This window comes from Microbacterium sp. HMWF026, from assembly GCF_003061325.1.
GTDB classification, from domain to species: Bacteria; Actinomycetota; Actinomycetes; order Actinomycetales; family Microbacteriaceae; genus Microbacterium; species Microbacterium testaceum_E.
The window spans coordinates 8354-28011 of record NZ_QAJB01000430.1; the positions used below are offsets into that span (position 1 = coordinate 8354).

A 19658-nucleotide genomic window follows, 5' to 3' on the forward strand; every position below is an offset into this window, starting at 1 on the left:
GTGACGGCATCGTCCCCCGAACCCGTCGGGGGAATCCGTTTTGGAGGACCATTCGTGAAGACCACGAAGAAGGCCGTCGTCAGCGGCCTCGCCATGATCGGCGCCGCTGCGCTGCTCGCCGGTTGCGGCGCCGCACCCGAGAGCAACGGCGCGTCCGGCGCGGCCGGAGGAAGCGTCGTCGACGGCTTCACCCCCTGCATCATCTCGGATGACGGTGGCTGGAACGACCGCTCGTTCAACCAGTCCGCCAAGGAGGGCATCGACAAGGCCGCCGCCGAGCTCGGCGTCAAGTCGATCGACGTCGAGTCCAGCTCGGCGAACGACTACGCACCCAACCTCGAGAACCTGGTGGCCGAGGGCTGCACGTTCATCGTCGCCGTCGGCTTCAAGCTGAGCGCCGACACCGTGGCCTCGGCGACGGCCAACCCGAACCTGCAGTACGCCATCATCGACGACCGCGCCGACACCGACAACAACGGTGAGACCGACGCCCCGAACATCAAGCCGCTGCTGTTCGACACGGTCCAGGCCGCCTACCTCGGTGGCTACGCCGCCGCCGCCTACTCCGCCGAGAACGGCGTCAACAAGGTCGGCACCGTCGGTGGCATCCCGATCCCGCCGGTCACCATCTTCATGGACGGCTTCGTCGACGGCGTCAAGAAGTACGACGAGGACAAGGGCGGCAACGTCCAGACCTTCGGCTGGGACGTCGCCGCGCAGAACGGCTCGTTCACCGGTGGCTTCGCCGCCAACGACGCCGCCAAGCAGGCCGCTCAGGGTCTGCTCGACCAGGGCGTCGACGTGCTCCTGCCCGTCGGTGGCCCGATCTACAGCAGCGCCGCCGACGCGATCCGCGACAGCGGTTCGAAGAGCGTCATGCTCGGTGTCGACTCCGACCTCGCCAAGGCCGACCCCAACGTGTCCGACCTGGTGCTCACCTCGATCCTCAAGCGCATCGACACCGCCGTGTACGACGCGGTGACCCAGGCCGCCAAGGGCGAGTTCGACGTGACCCCCTACGTGGGCACGCTCGAGAACGACGGCGTCGGCCTGGCCGACTTCAACTCGAAGTTCACCCTGCCGGCCGGTCTGACCGACGAGCTCTCGGCCCTGCGCGAGCAGATCGTCTCGGGCTCGCTCGAGGTCACCTCGCCCAGCTCGCCGTAAGGCATCCCCTCGAAACCGCGGTCGCTCGGATCCGTCCGAGCGGCCGCGGTTTCCGTCCGTCTTCTAAAAGTCTTCGAATAGGGTGCACAGCATGAAGCTCGAGCTCCGCGGCATCACCAAGCGGTTCGGGTCCCTGGTTGCGAACGATCACATCGATCTGGTCGTCCAGCCTGGCGAGATCCACGCTCTCCTCGGAGAGAACGGTGCCGGTAAATCCACACTCATGAACGTCCTCTACGGCCTGTACCAGGCCGATGAGGGAGAGATCCTGCTGGACGACGCCGTCCAGCGCTTCCGCGGCCCCGGCGACGCCATGGCCGCGGGAATCGGCATGGTGCACCAGCACTTCATGCTCATCCCCGTCTTCACCGTCGCCGAGAACGTCATGCTCGGCCACGAGAACACCAAGGCCCTGGGCGCGCTCGACCTGAACGCCGCCCGGAAGCACGTGCGCGACGTCGCGCAGCGCTTCGGGTTCGAGGTCGACCCCGACGCCCTCGTCGGCGACCTGCCGGTGGGCGTGCAGCAGCGCGTCGAGATCATCAAGGCGCTCTCGCGCGACGCCAAGGTCCTCGTCTTCGACGAGCCCACGGCGGTCCTCACCCCGCAAGAGACCGACGAGCTCATGGGCATCATGCGCCAGCTGCGCGACGAGGGCACGTCGATCGTCTTCATCACGCACAAGCTGCGCGAGGTGCGCGAGGTCGCCGACCGCATCACGGTCGTGCGCCTGGGCAAGATCGTCGGCCAGGCCGAGCCCACCGCGAGCAACGGCGAACTCGCCTCGCTCATGGTCGGCCGCGCCGTCGAGCTCACCGTCGTCAAGGATGCGCCGAAGGCGGCGGCATCCGGTGGTCTGTCCATCCGCAACCTGCGCGTGGTCACCCCCGAGGGAGCGGTGGTCGTCGACGACGTCGACCTCGACGTGCGCCCGGGCGAGATCGTCGCGATCGCGGGCGTCCAGGGCAACGGGCAGACCGAGCTCGTCGAGGCCATCGTCGGCCTGGCCGACGGCGTCACCGGCACCGTCGACCTCGACGGCACCGACCTGGTCGGCAAGAGCGTGCGCACCATCCTCGACGCGGGCGTGGGCTTCGTGCCCGAGGACCGCAAAGAAGACGGACTGGTCGGAGCCTTCTCGGTCGCCGAGAACCTCATCCTCGACCGGTCGTCGGACTCCGCCTTCGTGTCGGGCGGCACCATCAAGCGGGCCGCGCTGGGCGCCTTCGCGCGCGAGCGCATCACCGAGTACGACATCCGTACGCAGTCGGCATCCACCCCCGTCGGCACCCTCTCGGGCGGTAATCAGCAGAAGGTCGTCATCGCCCGCGAGATGAGCCGCCCGCTGAAGCTGTTCGTCGCCGCCCAGCCCACCCGTGGCGTCGACGTCGGCTCGATCGAATTCATCCACAAGCAGATCGTCGCCGCGCGCGATGCGGGAGTGCCCGTCATCGTCGTGTCGACCGAGCTCGACGAGATCGCCGCCCTCGGCGACCGCATCGCGGTCATGTACCGCGGCGGCATCGTGGGCATCGTGCCGGGGGACACCCCGCGCGAGGTGCTCGGGCTCATGATGGCGGGCGAGCAGCCCGCGGAGGAGACAGCGTGAGCGGCCACATCCCGAGCACGGGCGCGACCGGGGATTCCGGCCTGCCGCCCGAGCAGCTGCCCGGCGCGTCGGGGCCGCTGACCGGCCACGCCCCGGCCGAGACGCCTGCACCCCCGCGCACCAACCAGTTCCTCACGGAGCTGCTGCGCTCGTCGTGGATCACCACGGTGCTGGCGGTCGTGGCGGCGATGATCGTCGGCGGCATCCTCATGGCCGCCACGAACGACCAGGTGCGCGTGACGGCGGGGTACTTCTTCGCGCGTCCCGGCGACATGCTGGCCGCCGTGTGGAACTCCGTCTACGGCGGATACGAGGCCCTCTTCCGCGGGGCGATCTTCAACTCCCGCGTGTCGGACTTCGGGGCGCAGATCCGGCCTCTCACCAACACCCTGGGCTTCGCGGCTCCGCTCATCGCGGCCGGCCTCGGTGTGGCGCTGGCGTTCCGGGTGGGCCTGTTCAACATCGGTGGACGCGGCCAGATCCTCGTCGCCTGCGCCTTCGCCGGCCTGATCACGTTCAACCTCGACCTGCCGATGATCATCCAGCTGCCGCTGACCCTCATCGTCGGCATCGCCGGCGGTGCCCTCTGGGGCGGGATCGTCGGTCTGCTGAAGGCGCGCACCGGCGCGCACGAGGTCATCCTGACGATCATGCTCAACTACGTCGCCTACTACCTGGTGACGTGGATGGTGCGCACCCCGGGTCTGCTGCAGCGTCCCGCCGGTGACCAGCCGATCTCGTCGGCCACTCCCGCGAACGCGCAGTTCCCCGAGCTGTTCGGTCCCCAGTTCCCGCTGCTCGACCTGGGCTTCGTCTTCGTCGTGGCGGCCACCGTCTTCGTGTGGTGGCTCATGGAGCGCTCGAGCCTCGGCTTCCGCCTCCGCGCGGTGGGCGAGAACCCCCACGCGGCGCGCGCGGCGGGCATCTCGGTCCCGCGCATGTACGTCTACGCGATGCTCTTCGCGGGTGGGCTGGCGGGTCTGGCCGGCATGAACCAGATCCAGGGGTCGGTCACCACCGGCTTCGACGGACTCATCGACGCGGGCATCGGCTTCGACGCCATCACCGTGGCGCTGCTCGGACGCAGCCGTCCGTGGGGCGTGTTCGCCGCCGGCATCCTGTTCGGCGCCCTGAAGTCGGGCTCGTTCACGATGCAGGCGTCGCAGGGCATCCCCGTCGACATCGTGCTCGTCGTGCAGGCCCTCATCGTGCTGTTCATCGCGGCCCCGCCGCTGGTGCGCACGATCTTCTTCCTCCCCAAGAGCGAGGCCGAGCGCGCGGCCAAGGACCGGGCCAAGGCGGCCAAGAAGGCGGTGGCGGCATGACCGCGACGCATCTCGCGGATGACGCGATCCAGCTGACCACGGTGCGCGTGCGCCACATCAAGCTGGCGGTGAGCCTCGCGGTCGTGACCGTGCTGCTCGCCCTGCTGTTCGCCCTCGTGCCGCGCGACGGCCAGAGCACCTTCCGCCTCGGCGACCCGGCCTCGAACATCGACCTCGGCAGCGTGGGCGTCCCCACCGCCGCGACCAGCTGGGGCGTGCTCGTCGTGCTCGTGCTGCTGACCGCCTGGTCGGTCTGGGACGCGGTGAGCTACCGCCGCACCCCGCTGTGGCTGCCGATCGCCTTCGGCGCGCTGGCGGTGTTCGCGTTCCTCGTCTGGGCCGCGGCCGACGGCCTCGTGCCGGTCACGGGTCTGCTGTTCGGTGCGCTGTCGCTGTCGGTCCCGCTGATCTTCGGCGCGCTCGGCGGCGTGATCGGCGAACGCGTCGGTGTCGTCAACGTCGCCATCGAGGGGCAGTTCCTGTTCGGGGCGTTCAGCGCCGCGCTCGTGGCATCCCTCACCCGCAACCCCTTCCTGGGGCTCATCGCGGCGATGGTGGGCGGCGTGCTCGTCGCCTTCGTGCTCGCGGCGTTCTCGATCAAGTACCTGGTCGACCAGGTGATCGTCGGTGTCGTGCTCAACGTGCTCGTGACCGGTCTGACCGGCTTCCTCTACGGCGCCCTGCTCGTGCCGAACGAGGACATCATGAACCGCCCCGAGCGCTTCCCCCGGTGGGAGATCCCGCTGCTCGGCGACATCCCGATCATCGGACCGGTGCTGTTCAATCAGACCTTCATCGTCTACCTGATGTACGCCGTCGTCGCCGTCGTGGCGTGGGGGCTGTACCGCACCCGCTGGGGCCTGCGCCTGCGCGCCGTCGGCGAGCACCCGCAGGCCGCCGACACCGTCGGCATCAAGGTCAACTCGAGCCGGTTCTGGAACGTCTCGCTCGCCGGCGCCATCGCCGGTATCGGCGGCGCGTACTTCACGCTCGTCTCGGTGGGGCAGTTCACCAAAGAGATGACGGCGGGCCTCGGCTTCATCGCCCTCGCCGCGGTCATCTTCGGCCGGTGGGACCCGATCCGCGCGACGCTCGCGGCCCTGCTGTTCGGTTTCGCGACCAACCTGCAGAACCTGCTGACCGTGCTGCGTACCCCGATCCCCAGCGAGTTCATGCTCATGCTGCCGTACGTCGTGACCATCATCGCGGTGGCCGGCTTCGCGGGTCAGATCCGGGGCCCCGCGGCCGCCGGAAAGCCCTACATCAAGGGCTGACCCCCTACCCCTTCACGAGAGGACCCTGCACTTCACGATGACCGACATCGACTGGGACGAACTCCGCGTCGCCGCCACGGATGCCATGCACCGCGCTTACGCGCCCTACTCCCGCTTCAAGGTGGGCGCCGCGGCGCTCGTCGCCGACGGGCGCATCGTCTCGGGGTGCAACGTCGAGAACGCCTCGTACGGCGTCACGCTGTGCGCCGAGTGCGGGCTCGTGTCCGACCTGCACATGAGCGGGGGCGGCCAGCTGGTCGCCTTCGTGTGCGTCGACGGAGAGGGCCGCACGCTCATGCCGTGCGGCCGCTGCCGGCAGCTACTGTTCGAGCACGCGATCCCCGGGATGCTGCTCGAGACCGTCAGCGGCATCCGCACCATCGACGAGGTGCTGCCCGACGCCTTCGGTCCGCGCGACCTCGAGGAGGCGGCCCGATGAGCGCCGAGCAGTACGACGCCGTCGACATCATCCGCGCGCAGCGCGACGGCCGACCGATCACCGAGGGCGAGATCCGCTGGCTGGTCGACGCCTATACGCGCGGCTATGTCATGGACGCGCAGATGTCGGCGTTCACCATGGCGGTTCTGCTGAACGGCCTGGGCCGCGACCAGATCCGCGTCCTCACCGACGCCATGATCGCGTCGGGCGAGCGCATGGACTTCTCGTCGCTGGGCAAGGTCACCGTCGACAAGCACTCGACGGGCGGCGTGGGCGACAAGATCACCCTCCCTCTGGCCCCCCTGGTCGCCGTGTTCGGTGTGGCCGTGCCGCAGCTCTCGGGCCGTGGGCTCGGGCACACCGGCGGCACCCTCGACAAGCTCGAGTCGATCCAGGGTTGGCGTGCCGCGCTGTCGAACGACGAGATCATGGCGCAGCTGCGCGACGTCGGCGCCGTCATCTGCGCCGCGGGCACGGGACTGGCTCCGGCCGACAAGAAGCTCTACGCCCTGAGGGACGTCACGGGAACGGTCGAGGCCATCCCGTTGATCGCCTCGAGCATCATGTCGAAGAAGATCGCCGAGGGCACCGACTCGCTCGTGCTCGACGTGAAGTTCGGCTCCGGCGCCTTCATGCAGGACATCGACCGTGCGCGCGAGCTCGCCGAGACGATGGTCGCGCTCGGCACGGACTCGGGCGTCAACACCACGGCGCTGCTCACCGACATGAACACCCCGCTGGGCCTGGCCATCGGCAACGCCAACGAGGTGCGCGAATCGGTCGAGGTCCTCGCCGGCGGCGGCCCCGCCGACGTGGTCGAGCTCACCGTCGCCCTGGCGCGCGAGATGCTGACCCTCGCCGGTCAGCCCGACGCCGACATCGAGGCCGCCCTCTCGGACGGGCGGGCGATGGACGTCTGGAAGCGCATGATCCGCGCCCAGGACGGAGACCCGGATGCCGCCCTGCCGACCCCGCGCGAGACGCACACCGTCGTCGCCGACCGCTCGGGCGTCGTGACGCGCGTGGACGCCCTGCCGTTCGGCATCGGCGCATGGCGCCTGGGCGCGGGTCGCGCGCGGGCCGAGGATGCCGTCGTGCACGCCGCGGGCATCGACCTGCACGTCACGGTCGGCCAGTCGATCAGCGCCGGCCAGCCGCTGTTCACCCTCTCGGCCGACGACGAGTCGCGTTTCGACCGCGCCCTCGGCGCCGTCGAAGGGGCCTGGGAGATCGGCGACACCGCGCCCGCGGCATCCCCCATCGTGCGCGAACGCATCACCGCGTGATGGCTGCCGGAAAGAGGAGCACCATGGCCAGCGAAGAGTTCCGGGTCCAGGGACGCAAGGTCCGCGAGTTGCCGAAGGTGTCGCTGCACGACCACCTCGACGGGGGACTGCGTCCCGCGACGGTGCTCGAGCTCGCGGACGAGGTCGGCCTCGACCTGCCCGCCGACGACGCGAAGGGCCTCGAGGCGTGGTTCTCGGACCACATCGACGGCGGCTCGCTCGAGGACTACCTCGAGAAGTTCGACGTCACCGTCGGCGTCATGCAGACGCGCGAGGGGCTCGTCCGCGTGGCGAAGGAGTTCGTCGAGGACCTCGCCGCCGACGGCGTCGTCTACGGCGAGGTGCGGTGGGCCCCCGAGCAGCACCTGACCCGCGGCCTCAGCCTCGACGAGGTCGTCGACGCCGTGCAGGAGGGCATCGAAGAGGGTGAGGATGCCGCCGACGCCCGCGGACACGACATCCGCGTCGGCCAGCTGCTCACCGCGATGCGGCACGCCGACAACTCCCGCGACATCGCCGAACTGGCCGTCGCCTGGCGCGGGCGCGGAGTCGTCGGATTCGACCTCGCCGGCGCCGAGGACGGGTTCCTGCCCAGCCGCCACCGCGCGGCGTTCGACTACCTGGCCGAGCAGTTCTTCCCCACGACGGTGCACGCGGGGGAGGGGGCGGGTCTGGCATCCATCCGCTCCGCCCTCATCGACGGCCGGGCCCTGCGTCTCGGCCACGGTGTGCGCGTCGCCAACGACCTCGACGTCGTGTCGCGCGAGGGCGAAGAGGTGCAGGTCACCTTCGGCGACCTCGCGCGCTGGGTCCGCGACCGCGAGATCACCCTCGAGCTCTCGCCGACGTCGAACCTGCAGTCCGGAGCCGTCACCGCCTGGGGCGACACCCTGGATGCGCACCCGTTCGACCTGCTGTACCAGCTCGACTTCTCGGTGACCGTGAACGTCGACAACCGCCTCATGAGCGCGACCACGCTGACGCGGGAGCTCGGACTGTTGGCGCAGGCCTTCGAGTACGACCTCGACGACCTCGAGGCGTTCCAGCTGAACGCCGCGGCCGGCGCCTTCCTGCCGGTCGAGGAGCGCGAGGAGCTCATCGAGATCATCAGCGAGGGCTTCAGGCGCTGAGCGGTCGATCCTGGGGGCGCGCGTCGGTGACGGCGCGCGCCTTCCGCGTCCCGGGGCAGGGCATGGCGCGTTCCGAACTGGGTGACGCGCGTGCGGTGCGGGCCTTCCGGGGGTGAGTCCCCGCGCTGCGCGGTCGGTGCTGCGTGTGCCGGTGCTGCGCGTGTCGGCGCTGCGTGTGCCGGTGCTGCGTGTGCCGGTGCTGCGTGTCCCGGTGCTGCGCGTCCCGGTGCTGCGTGTCCCGGTGCTGCGTGTGCCGGTGCTGCGTGTCCGCGCGCTGCGCGGTCGGTGCTGCGCGTCCCTGCGTTGCGCGTCCCGGTGCTGCGTGTGCCGGTGCTGCGTGTCCCCGCGCTGCGCGGTCGGTGCTGCGTGTGCCGGTGCTGCGCGTCCCGCGCTCCGGATCAACCGGGCAGAACCGAGCCGGAATCGGAGCGATCACGCCGAACTAGGCGAGATGCTCCGGAGCGCGGCACAGCAGGACCGTGCCCGAGCACCTGCTCCAGCTGCGCTCGGACCACGTCCGGGCGCGACAGCACGTCGGCCGCGACGAGGCGGAGTGTGACGTAGCCGCGCGCCAGCGCGGCCGCATCGCGACGCCGATCGCGCACCTGCGCCGCCCACTCGGCGTGGAATTCGCGGCTGTCGCACTCGATGATCAGCCACCCGTCGACCAGGAGGTCGACTCGCCCCACTCCGTCGATGCGTACCTGGAGTTCCGGCCGGTGGCCGAGGGTTCGAAGCAGCAGCCGCACGAGCGTCTCGGTCCCCGATTCGCTTCGCGGGTCGGAGAGGTCTCGGAGCACGGCGAAGGCGGCGGGCAGCCGGGCGAAGATCGCGTCCAGATCCTGTCGGTCCACGAGACCGAGATGCCATGCGCTGTCGATCGTGGCGATCGCGTGACGCGGGGGCTGACAGATCACGGCCTGGGCGAGTGCCTCGCGGACGTCGACGACGAGCGAGGCCGGGGGGACCGCCGTCGGACGCCAGTGGCATCGCACGGACGCGGGTCTGGGCGGCAGACGCGTCGCGTGCGGATCCACCTGGATGTGCGTTCCGGTACGCGTATGGACGAACACACCCCGAGCGGCCAGGAGCGAGATGCAGTCGAGGCGGCCTCCCCACCGCGCCGCCTCGACCAGCTCGTCCGCTGTGTGCGCCGGCGCGTAGCGACCGAGGCGAAGTCGGATGAGGTCTCCGCGCCCCACGGCCTCGGCGATCTGCCGTTTGGTGAGGCCGGTCTCGCGCAGATCCCGGGTGGTGAGCGCTGTGGCCTCATCGGCGGCGGGGACGCGTGGCATCCCTCCAGGGTCCGTCGATCGAGGCCGCGGTGGCGGCGGTTTCGGCGATCCGTGGACAGGCGGTTGCGGGGGAGGAGCCGTCCGCGGCCTGGCGCCGGCGTGCCGCGCTCCGGAGCTGAGGCCCATATCCGAGCCGGGGGGCGACGTCCGAGGGGGGATTCCGGCGCGTCTCTCCGGAGCGCGGGACGCGACTCGGGGCGCGTCGCCCCTCCAACGACCTGAACACCGCCTCCGCGCCCGGCCGGCACCGTCTCCGGGGCCGCGCCCGCGTCACCGATGCGGGAGGAACCCCGCCAGCTCCTCCGCGATCACGCGGTCCACCTCGGCCGGGTCGGCGGTCGGGGTGCCGTCGCCGGGCTGCGGACCGTACGCGCCGAACGAGGCGTGCGAGGCGCCGGGGATCTCGACGAAGGTGGCGTTCGCGGGCAGTTCGCCCTTGGCATCCGCGATCTTCTGGGGGGTCGACAGGCCGTCCTCGGACCCCGAGAGGCTCAGCACGGGCAGGCCGGAGGCGGAGAGATCGTTCGCGCAGTACGAGGCGAACAGGACGAGGGCGTCGGCGTCGGTCGCGAGCTGGCACGCGCGGACTCCGCCGAGGGAGTGACCACCGACGGCCCACGAGGTGACGTCGGGGGCGAGGTCGGTGAACGTCGTCAGCGGACGCGGGTCGAAGAAGGCGAGGTTGAGCCACGGGCGGGTGATGACGACGGTCACGCCGTCGTCCACGACCGTGTCGGCGAAGGTCGCGATATAGCCCTCGGCCTGCACTTTCGCGCCCGGGATGAACACCAGGCCCTGGCCGGTCGCACCGTCGGCGGGGGAGAGCACGATGCCCGCGCCGTCGTCGGTGATCGTCAGACCCGGATTCGCCCGGGCCTGGGCGAGCGGACCGGGCTCGGCTCCCATGACCCCGACCTGGCTGTAGATCAGGATGCCGCCGACGAGCAGCACCACCAGGGCGCCCAGGCCGCCGAGGGTCCACCGCAGCCACCGCCGACGACGGCGGGGAGCACGGGCGGGAGCGGAGTCGGCGGGGGTGTCGCGGTCGGTCACGTCTCGAGCGTATCCCCGGCCGCCGACACGCTGCCGGCGCTCGACACGACGCCGCCGACGTGGCCCGAGGGCGGCACGTCGGCGGCGTCGTATCGAGGGGGATGCGTCAGACCGCGAGAGCCGCCTGGCGTGCGGCGACGATCTCGACCACGCGCCCGTACAGCGGGTGCTCGGGGTCGAGGCCGGTCACCTCGGCCGTCAAGGCCGCGGCGTCGTCCTCGCGCAGCAGGCGCTGCAGCTCGACGGACTGGGCGTCCTCGGCGTCGTCGAACTCCAGGGCGGCGGCCATCGCGGCCACCAGGGCGTCGACGGGCAGGTCCCGCTCGACGGCCTCGGCGGCGGGGCTGACGAACCGCTCGTGCCGCGAGAGCTTGCGCAGCGGCTGGCGACCGACGCGCCACACCGTGTCGGGCAGGGCGGCGTTGCGGAAACGACGCAGGATGGTCGCCCGGTACTCGGCCTGCACCGCGGCATCCAACTCGTGCTTCTGCACCAGCAGAGCGCTGGTCTCTTCGAGCGCGGCCTCGACCTTCGCGGCGATCGCGGGGTCGGCGAGGGCGTCCGAGATACGCTCGATGCCCGCCTGCGCGCCGAAGTAGGCGGTGGTGGCGTGACCGGTGTTGACCGTGAAGAGCTTGCGCTCGATGTAGGGCTCGAGGTCGTCGACGAAGTGCGCCCCGGGGATGTGCGGCGGGGTGTCGCCGAACGGCGCGCGCTCGATGGCCCACTCGTAGAACGGCTCGACCGTGACGTCCACACCGCCCTGCGCCTGGGCCGGCACGATGCGGTCGACCGCGGTGTTGGCGAAGACGGAGCGGGATGCCAGGGCGTCCCACGATTCGCCGGCCAGCTCGACCACGTGCTCGCGCAGCTGATCGGTCGCCCCGATCGCGTTCTCGCACGCCATGATCTGCAGCGGCGCGAGGGAGGGGTCGCGCAGCGCCAGTCCCGCGACGATGTGCGGGGCCACGAACTTCAGGATCGTGGGGCCGACGGCGGTGGTGACCACGTCGGCGGTGGCGATCTCGTCGACCAGGGCCTCGGCATCCACCGAGCTGTCGATCGCGCGGAAGTTCGTCACCTGCTTGTCGACGCCGCCCTCGCCCACCTCGTGGACCGTGTACGACGACGCGTCGTTGATGGCGGCGACGAGCGCCGCCGAGACGTCCGAGAAGACGAGGTCGTAGCCGCCCTCGTGCAGCAGCAGTCCGACGAAGCCGCGGCCGATGTTGCCGGCGCCGAAGTGGACGGCCTTCATGCGTTGACGGAGCCCGAGAGGGCCTCGAAGAGCTCCTCCGGGGTGGAGGCGGCCTTGAGGCGGGCGACGTCGTCCTCTTCGGAGAAGAGGATCGCGATCTGCGACAGGATCTCGAGGTGCTCGTCGCCCTTGCCGGCGATGCCGACGACGAAGGTGACGGGCTCTCCGCCCCAGTCGACGCCGCCGTCGTAGCGCACGACGGACAGGCCCGAGGCGAGGATCGCCTGCTTGGTCTCGTTGGTGCCGTGCGGGATGGCGAGCTCATTGCCCATGTAGGTCGACACGGTCTCTTCGCGCTGCTGCATGGCGGCGAAGTACTCGTCGGTCACGGAGCCGGTGGCCTGCAGCAGGTCGGCCGCCTCTTTCATCGCCTCCTCGCGGGTGGCGCTCCCGGGGTGGATGCGGACGGATTCGATGCGGAGGACGTCTGACATGGTTCTCGCCTTTCTCGTCGTGCTATCCAGCCTCGCAAAACGCGGGCCGGACGGGAAGACGCCAGGGGCCGGGCTGACGCTCCGACCCCTGGCGTGCTAGGGGGTGTTACTTGGACTCGTGCTGAGCGCGGACCATCTCCACGACCTCGTCGTAACGCGGCGAGTTAATGAAGTTGTCGACCGAGACGTGCATCGAGCCGGGCGACTGCGCCTTGGCGCGATCGGTGAGCTGGTTCTGCGTGATGACCAGGTCGGCCGAGCCGTCGAGGTTCGCGATCGCCTGGTTGGTGACCGTGACGCCGTCGATGCCGGCCTTCTTGATCTTGTTGCGCAGGACGCTCGCGCCCATCGCCGAGGAGCCCATACCGGCGTCGCAGGCGAACACGATGTTGTTCAGCTGCTTCGTCGCGACGGCTCCGCCGAGGCCGCCCAGGGCGCCGTCGACGTCGCGGTCGGCCGTCTCGGTGGTGCCCGAGCCGGTGGTGCCGGCAGCGCGGGTGCGCAGGGCACCGAGGGCGGAGGACTCCTTGCCCTTGTTCGCCGCGGTCTGGTCGATCGCGGCGGCGAAGCTGTCGCCCTCGGCCTCGGCGTCGCGCTTGCGGGAGGCCCGCAGGATGATGCCCGAGATGAGGAAGGTCACGACAGCGGCCACGATGACCGACAGGTAGACCACGAGCACGTTCGCCACGCCACCACCGGCGGCCGCGGCGGTCACGGCGATGATGCTGCCGGGAGCGGCCGGGAAGACCAGGCCGCCGCCGAAGATCATGTTGACCGCGACGCCCGAGGCGCCACCGGCGATCAGGGCGAGGATCGTCATGGGCTTGGCGAGGGCGTAGGGGAAGTAGATCTCGTGGATGCCGCCGAGGAACTGGATCACGATGGCACCGGGGGCCGACGCCTTCGCCGCACCGACACCGAAGAAGGTGAAGGCCAGCAGCAGACCCAGACCGGGGCCGGGGTTGGCCTCGATGAGGAACAGGATCGACTTGCCGGTGTCGGCCGCCTGCTCGATGCCGAGCGGGGTGAACACGCCGTGGTTGATGGCGTTGTTCAGGAACAGCACCTTGGCGGGCTCGACGATGATCGAGAGCACCGGCAGCAGGTTGAACTGCACGAGGAACGCGACGATGCTGCCGAGGACCGCGCTGATGCCGAGGAACACCGGACCGAAGGCGAAGAAGCCGACGATCGCGAGGATCATGCCGAGGATGCCGGCCGAGAAGTTGTTCACGAGCATCTCGAAGCCGGGGCGGATCTTGCCGTCCCACAGCTTGTCCATCTGCTTGGTGATCCAGGCCGCGAGCGGGCCCATGATCATCGCACCGAGGAACATCGGGATGTTGGTGCCCACGATCACGCCCATCACGGCGATGGTCGCGACCACGCCACCGCGCGCACCGTAGACGATGCGTCCACCGGTGTTGGCGATGAGCAGGGGCAGCAGGTAGGTGATCATGACGCTGACCAGGCCGACGTAGCCCTGGTAGGTCGAGCCGTCGGCGTTCGCGGTCAGCGCGGTCGCCGCTCCGGGCCAGCCGATGGTCGCGGCGTCGCCGCCGCCGCCGATGATCTCGGCGACCGGGGCCCAGTGCCAGCCGAAGGGGCTGTTGGCGCCGAAGAACCCGGCGGGGATGAAGAGCATGGTGATGAATCCCCATGCGATGAACGCCGCGATGTTCGGCATGATCATGCCGGACAGGAACGTGCCGAACCGCTGGACGGCGATCCGGGCTCCTCCCGGCTTCTTGGTGGGTGACGTCGTCGTCATTGCTGTGTCTCCTTGATCAGCTGTGCGGCGTGAGCCGCATGAGGGTGCGGCTTACGCCGCGACGGGTGAGGACGAGGCGGCCTGGGCTGCCTCGCGGGCGGAGGCCGCGTCGTCCGCGGCCAGGGTGGCCTCGGCGATGCGCACGGCATCGTCGAGAGTGTGGGTGAGCAGGCTCGCGCGCACGTCGGCGAGGGCCGTCGGGGCCATCGACAGGGTCGTGGCGCCCAGGCCCACGAGCACGACCGCCAGCAGCGGGTCGGCGGCGGCCTCGCCGCAGATGCCGACGGGCTTGCCGTTCGCGCGGCCCGCAGCTCCGACCTCGCGGATGAGGCGCAGGACGGCGGGATGCCACGGGTCCTGGAACGAGGCGACCGAACCGAGCAGGCGGTCGGCGGCGAGCGTGTACTGCGTCAGGTCGTTGGTGCCGATCGAGGCGAAGTCGGCGATCTGCAGGATGCGGTCGGCCAGCAGCGCCGACGAGGGCACCTCGACCATGACGCCGGTCGTCTTGAGGCCGTAGTCCTTGGCGAGGGCCGTGAAGTAGCGGGTCTCTTCGACGGTCGACACCATGGGCGCCATGACCCACAGGTCGGCGGGGCCGGCCTCGGAGGCGCGGGTGGCGGCATCCGCTTCGGCGAGGGCGGTGAGCTGCTCGCGCAGGATGTCCTCGCTGGCGCGGAGGGCGCGAAGTCCCCGCAGACCCAGGGCGGGGTTCTCTTCGTGCGCGTCGTTGAGGAAGGGCAGGGGCTTGTCGGCTCCGGCGTCGAGGACGCGCACGACGACCTTCTTGCCGGCGAAGGCGCTGAGCAGCTCGATGTACGCCGCGCGCTGCTCCTCGACGGTCGGGGCCGAGCTCGAACTCAAGAACAGGAACTCGGTGCGGAACAGTCCGACGCCCTCGGCGCCGAGCGCGACGGCCTCGGCGGCGCCGCCGGGCTTTCCGAGGTTGGCGAGCAGGGGCACCTTCGTGCCGTCGGCGAGGGCGCCGTCGGTGAGGGGAGCGGATGCCGCGGCCTTGCGGGCGTCGGCTCGGTTCTGCGCGCGGGCGAGGTCGTCTTCGCTCGGGTCGACGGTCACGACGCCGGCGGCGGCATCCACGATCACGGTCTGTCCGTCGACGAGGTCCTTCGCGCCGCTCGCGCCGACGACCGCGACGATCGACTTCTCGCGCGCGAGGATCGCGGTGTGCGAGGTCGGTCCGCCCTCGGTGGTCACCAGGGCGAGCACCTTGTCAAGGTCGAGCAGGGCCGTGTCGGCCGGGGCGAGGTCTTTCGCGACGAGCACGAACGGGTGTCCGGGATCGGGGATGCCGGGGGCGGCGACGCCGCGCAGGCGCGCGATGACCCGCTGGGCGACGTCGTCGAGGTCGGCCGCGCGCTCGCCGAGGTACCCGCCGAGGGCGATGAGCTGCTCGCGGAACGAGGCGAAGGCGTCGTGGACGGCGAATTCGCCGGTCTTGCCGGCCGCGAGGCGGCTGTCGACCTCGGCCTCGAGGGTGGGGTCTTCGGCGATCATCGCCTGCGCCTCGAGGACGTCGCGGGCGGCTCCACCGGCCTGGGCGCCGCGGGCTTCGAGTTCGCGGGCGACGGCGCCGACGGCCTCGCGCACGCGCGCCGTCTCTTCTTCGACCGAGAGCTCGCTCTTCGCGTCCTTCGGGGCGGGCAGGGGCTCGGCCATGCGCGCGATGGGTCCCTGGGCGACGCCCAGTCCGATTCCGACTCCACGGAGTTCCGTCATGGTGCTGTGTTTCCTTTACTCGGCGTCGTGGTCGGTGGTGAGGAGCTCGGCGAGGCGCTCCAGCGTCGCGTCGGCGTTGTCGCCGTCGGCGGTGAGGGTGACGTAGTCGCCCTGCTCGAGTCCGAGCGCGATGATGCCCAGGATGCTCGCCGCGTTGACGGGGGCACCCGCGTCCTTGGCGAGGGTCACCGGGATGCCGGCGTCCTTCGCGGCCTGCGCGAAGAGCTTGGCCGGACGCGCGTGCAGTCCGCGCGATGAACCGATGCGGACGGTGCGGGTCAGGTGGGGCATGGTCTCTCCGTCGCTCTCAGATCGTGTCCGCGTGCTGGCGGGAACGCAGCGCGTCCTCGACCAGGGCGAGGGTTCGGGTGCCGTCGAGGTCGGTGAAGACGTCGTCCGGCAGAAGGACGACGAGGGCGTTCCACGGCGCGGCTTCGGCGCGGATGCGCTCGACGTCCAGCGCCAGGTGCGGGCCCACGAGCACGAGGTCGGCGGCATCCAGGTCGTTCGGGACCGAACGGGACGTGCCCGCCGTGGCGGAGAGATCGAGGCCCCGGTCGAGAGCAGCACGGCGGACGCGTTGCGCGACGAACGTGCTCGACGCACCCGCTCCACACACCACGAGGATCTTCATCGACCGGCCTTTCTTCCTCTCGATTCTGCGCACGGCGTTCACAGCGGACAACCAGGTTCGTTTCCCACCCCCCGGAACGTGCGTTCCGCGCATCGCCGCGCCCGCGTTCGCGCCGAGCGGGGCCGGGCGCTGCGCAGCGTGGTTGGATGGGAAGAACGCCGCCGACCGACGCGGCGCAAAGGACGGATCGTGACGACCAAGGCTCGCCAGGACCGCCTGCTGGCTCTGCTGATGCGCGACGCGGAATGGTCCACGGCGGCCTCGCTGGCGGACGCCCTCGGCGTCACGCCCCGCAGCATCCGGTCGTACGTCACCGCGATCAACGCCCGCGTCGCCGGCGCGGCCGCGATCGAATCGGGTCCCCTGGGCTACCGCGCCGGTTCCGAGGCGGCCTCGGCGCTGCGCGCCGCGCCCGGCGCCGACGCCGGCACGCCCCGCGATCGCCTCCACACCCTCGTCCGCCGGCTGCTCGATGCCGCGGACGGCATCGACGTGTTCGACACCGCCGACGCCCTGCACGTCAGCACCGCCACGCTCGAGGCCGACCTGGCGCGCGTGCGCGGTCTGCTGGGTGGCACCGAGCTGACGCTGGAGCGCTCGGCATCCACCGCCCGTCTGCGCGGGACAGAGGTCGCCCAGCGCCGACTGCTCTCCAAGCTCGCGCACGATGAGATGGATGCCGGTCTGTTCGACCTCGACGCGCTGCGCCGGACGCTGGGGGAGCGCTCGGTGGGCGCGCGGGCCTTCGGCCCGTTCAAGGCCGAGCTGGGCGCCGAGCTCGGCGCCCTCGGCTACTACGTCAACGAGATCGGCATCGGCGACGTCGTCATGCACATCGCCATCGCGGCCGACCGCACCACCCGCGACCGCGCGCTCGGCTCGCCGGGCGGCGATTCGTCCGACGCGGCCGCGGCTGTCGTCGACGTGCTGGACCGCTTGACGCGCAAGCACATCGGCGTCCAGCTCGGCTCCGGCGATCTGCGCCACCTCGCGACCCTCGTGCTGACGCGCATCGTCGCGCCCGGCACCCCGGCCGGCGACGACGTGCGCGCGCGCCTGGACCCCGCGGTCGAGGCGGCGGTCCGCCTGGTCGTCGAGAACGCGGCATCCGAGTTCCTCGTCGACATCGCGCACGACGACTTCATCCTGCGCCTCGCGCTGCACGTGCAGAACCTGCTGGCGCGTTCGCGCGAGCAGGCGTGGTCGCGCAACCCCCTGACGCGCTCGCTGAAGTCGACGTACCCGATGATCTTCGAGGTCGCGGTCTACATCGCCAAGGGGCTGCAGGACGGCCTGGGCATCCCGATCCTCGACGACGAGATCGCCTACATCGCGATGCACGTCGGCGGTCGCCTCGAGCGCAGCCGCCGCGCCGATCAGCTGCTGACGGCGACGATCGTGTGCCCCGGCTACTACGAGCTGCACGAACTGCTGCGCTCGAGCGTCGACCGTTCGCTCGGCCAGGCGATCGAGGTCGTGGGCGTCGAGACGCGCATCGACCCGGTGTGGGACGCGATCGACTCCGACCTCGTACTCACGACCATCGACCCGCCGCGGCCCGGCGACCGTTTCGTGCGCATCCAGCCCTTCCTCACCGACGCCGACGTCGAGCGCGTGCAGGCGGCCGCCGGGCGCATCCGCCGGGGGCGTCGCCTGGCGCGGCTGCGGGCCGAGCTCGAGCGCTACTTCGCGCCCGAGGCCTTCGTCCGGGGAGTGGATGCCACCACCGGCGAGGCCGGCGTCATCCGGCGCCTGGGCGGGTTGCTGGTGGAGCAGGGGGTCATCGACGAGGCCTACGTCGACCGCGCCGTCGAGCGCGAGGGGATCTCGTCGACGGCGTTCACCGACGCGCTCGCCGTCCCCCACGCGATGGGGATGACCGCGACGCAGACGCGGATCGCTATCGGAATCGCCGATCCCTCGATCGCCTGGGGCGAGGGGCGCGTGCAGGTCGTGGCGCTGGTGGCGTTCAGCGAGACCGACCGCGAGGCGTTCCAGACGGTGTTCGAGCAGTTCGTCGAGGTGTTCAGCGAGCGTGACAGCGTGCAGCGCATCGTGCGCCGCGCGACGAGTTTCGCGGCGTTCCTGGACGAACTGGTCGCCGTGATCGACGGCTGAGCGCTCAGCCCACGAGCAGGGCGTCATCGGGGATCGCCGCCTCGACCCCGAGGAGCCGCGAGATGGCGTCGACCGCCCGGGGGGCCGCGCGTCCGTCGCCGTAGAGGTTCTGCGCGCGCGACATGCGCGCGTGAACGCCCGGGTCGTCGAGCAGGAGCGACAGCTCGGCGACCACCGCCTCGCGCCGGGTCCCGATCAGGCGCGCGGCCCCGGCCGCCACGCCTTCGCCGCGCTCGGTGGTGTCGCGGACGACCAGCGCCGGCACCCCGAGGGCGGGCGCCTCTTCCTGCACGCCGCCGGAGTCGGTGACGGTGCAGTACGCCCGCGCGAGCAAACGGCCGAACTGGGCGTACGGAAGCGGCTCGCACAGCAGCACGCGGTCGGTGTCGCCGACGGCGGCGCGCACCTCGGTGCGCACGCGGGGGTTCGGGTGAAGCGGCAGCACAGCGACCACGTCGGGTCGAGCCGCGACCACCTCGGCCACGGCCGAGGCCACCCGGCCCAGAGGGCCGCCCCACGATTCGCGGCGGTGCGCGGTGACCAGGACCAGCCGTTCGGCTCCGCTCGCGATGCGCTCGAGGTCGGGATCGTCGAAGCGCTGGGGATGGGTGCGTTGGCGGTGCAGGGCGTCGATGCCCGTATTGCCCGTGAGCACGATGTCGTCGGGGCGGACCCCTTCGGCGAGCAGGTTGCGCACGGCCGCGTCGGTCGGGGCGAGGTGCAGGGCCGCGAGGGGGGCGATGAGGCGGCGATTGCCCTCCTCGGGGAAGGGGGACTGCAGGTCGCCCGAGCGCAGGCCCGCCTCGAGGTGGATCACGCGGGCCCCCGCGTAGTACGCGGCGACGGCGGCCAGCGCGGCGCTGGCGGTGTCGCCCTGCACGACCACGGCATCCGGAGCCGACCCCGCCCAGCGCGCCGACAGGGCGGAGAAGATCGTCGAGGTCGTCTCGGCCAGCGTCGCTCCGCTGCGGAACATGTCCAGGTCGACGTCGGGGCGGATCCCGAACGAGGCGTTGATCTCGGCCACCATCTCGCGATGCTGACCCGTGACGGTCACCGTGGTGCGCAGGCCCTCCCGACGCTGCAGCTCGGCCACGAGCGGCGCGCACTTGATCGCTTCGGGGCGGG

At 71.1% G+C, this 19658-nt stretch carries 17 protein-coding genes; 8 read left to right on the plus strand and 9 right to left on the minus strand.

The window, feature by feature from the left end; all coding sequences use genetic code 11:
- Window positions 1-93: 93 nt before the first annotated feature.
- The 7 genes from DBR36_RS15595 (at window position 94) to DBR36_RS15625 (ending at window position 8230) form a co-directional block, all read left to right on the plus strand.
- Entirely contained in the window at window positions 94-1167 is a 1074-nt protein-coding gene (locus tag DBR36_RS15595) for a BMP family protein (protein WP_108320643.1), read from the plus strand.
- Window positions 1168-1258: 91 nt separating this feature from the next.
- Window positions 1259-2776: an ABC transporter ATP-binding protein gene (locus tag DBR36_RS15600; RefSeq protein WP_108320629.1), complete on the plus strand. Its 1518-nt coding sequence runs from the start codon at window positions 1259-1261 to the stop codon at window positions 2774-2776.
- Entirely contained in the window at window positions 2773-4101 is a 1329-nt protein-coding gene (locus tag DBR36_RS15605) for an ABC transporter permease (protein WP_243392962.1), read from the plus strand. The genes DBR36_RS15600 and DBR36_RS15605 overlap by 4 nt, the downstream gene beginning before the upstream one ends.
- The gene (locus DBR36_RS15610) at window positions 4098-5375 is read left to right on the plus strand and encodes an ABC transporter permease (RefSeq protein ID WP_108320630.1); all 1278 of its coding nucleotides are present in this window, start codon (window positions 4098-4100) and stop codon (window positions 5373-5375) included. The genes DBR36_RS15605 and DBR36_RS15610 overlap by 4 nt, the downstream gene beginning before the upstream one ends.
- Window positions 5376-5412: 37 nt before the next feature.
- On the plus strand, window positions 5413-5814 hold the full coding sequence (locus DBR36_RS15615; protein WP_108320631.1) for a cytidine deaminase: 402 nt from the start codon (window positions 5413-5415) through the stop codon (window positions 5812-5814).
- Window positions 5811-7100: a thymidine phosphorylase gene (locus DBR36_RS15620; protein WP_108320632.1), complete on the plus strand. Its 1290-nt coding sequence runs from the start codon at window positions 5811-5813 to the stop codon at window positions 7098-7100. Before DBR36_RS15615 ends, DBR36_RS15620 begins: the two co-directional genes overlap by 4 nt.
- Window positions 7101-7123: 23 nt before the next feature.
- A complete protein-coding gene (locus DBR36_RS15625) occupies window positions 7124-8230 on the plus strand; it encodes an adenosine deaminase (RefSeq protein WP_108320633.1) in 1107 nt (368 codons plus the stop codon).
- 398 nt (window positions 8231-8628) lie between these two features.
- Here DBR36_RS15625 and DBR36_RS15630 read toward each other — a convergent pair whose 3' ends face one another.
- From DBR36_RS15630 to DBR36_RS15665, 8 genes are all read right to left on the minus strand, one after another.
- A complete protein-coding gene (locus tag DBR36_RS15630) occupies window positions 8629-9525 on the minus strand; it encodes a type IV toxin-antitoxin system AbiEi family antitoxin domain-containing protein (protein ID WP_181373638.1) in 897 nt (298 codons plus the stop codon).
- 270 nt (window positions 9526-9795) lie between these two features.
- Window positions 9796-10578, minus strand: coding sequence for an alpha/beta hydrolase (locus DBR36_RS15635; protein ID WP_108320634.1), 783 nt, complete (start codon window positions 10576-10578; stop codon window positions 9796-9798).
- A 106-nt stretch (window positions 10579-10684) separates the two neighbouring features.
- Window positions 10685-11836 carry a mannitol-1-phosphate 5-dehydrogenase gene (locus DBR36_RS15640; RefSeq protein WP_108320635.1) on the minus strand — a complete coding sequence of 384 codons (1152 nt, stop codon included), beginning with the start codon at window positions 11834-11836 and terminating at the stop codon, window positions 10685-10687.
- Complete coding sequence (locus DBR36_RS15645; RefSeq protein WP_108320636.1) at window positions 11833-12270, minus strand: PTS sugar transporter subunit IIA; 438 nt, start codon at window positions 12268-12270, stop codon at window positions 11833-11835. The genes DBR36_RS15640 and DBR36_RS15645 overlap by 4 nt, the downstream gene beginning before the upstream one ends.
- A gap of 106 nt (window positions 12271-12376) precedes the next feature.
- Window positions 12377-14041: a PTS mannitol transporter subunit IICB gene (locus tag DBR36_RS15650; RefSeq protein WP_108320637.1), complete on the minus strand. Its 1665-nt coding sequence runs from the start codon at window positions 14039-14041 to the stop codon at window positions 12377-12379.
- 51 nt (window positions 14042-14092) lie between these two features.
- A complete protein-coding gene (ptsP, locus tag DBR36_RS15655) occupies window positions 14093-15778 on the minus strand; it encodes a phosphoenolpyruvate--protein phosphotransferase (RefSeq protein ID WP_108320638.1) in 1686 nt (561 codons plus the stop codon).
- Between the two features lie 15 nt (window positions 15779-15793).
- Entirely contained in the window at window positions 15794-16069 is a 276-nt protein-coding gene (locus DBR36_RS15660) for an HPr family phosphocarrier protein (protein WP_108320639.1), read from the minus strand.
- A gap of 16 nt (window positions 16070-16085) precedes the next feature.
- Window positions 16086-16412 carry a PTS sugar transporter subunit IIB gene (locus DBR36_RS15665; protein WP_108320640.1) on the minus strand — a complete coding sequence of 109 codons (327 nt, stop codon included), beginning with the start codon at window positions 16410-16412 and terminating at the stop codon, window positions 16086-16088.
- A 231-nt stretch (window positions 16413-16643) separates the two neighbouring features.
- On the opposite strand from DBR36_RS15665, the gene DBR36_RS15670 reads away from it, so the two are divergent.
- The gene (locus DBR36_RS15670; protein ID WP_181373639.1) at window positions 16644-18530 is read left to right on the plus strand and encodes a transcription antiterminator; all 1887 of its coding nucleotides are present in this window, start codon (window positions 16644-16646) and stop codon (window positions 18528-18530) included.
- A 4-nt stretch (window positions 18531-18534) separates the two neighbouring features.
- On the opposite strand, the gene wecB is transcribed toward DBR36_RS15670, so the two are convergent.
- The coding region (gene wecB, locus DBR36_RS17940; RefSeq protein WP_181373640.1) for a non-hydrolyzing UDP-N-acetylglucosamine 2-epimerase at window positions 18535-19658 on the minus strand (1124 nt) is incomplete at its 5' end.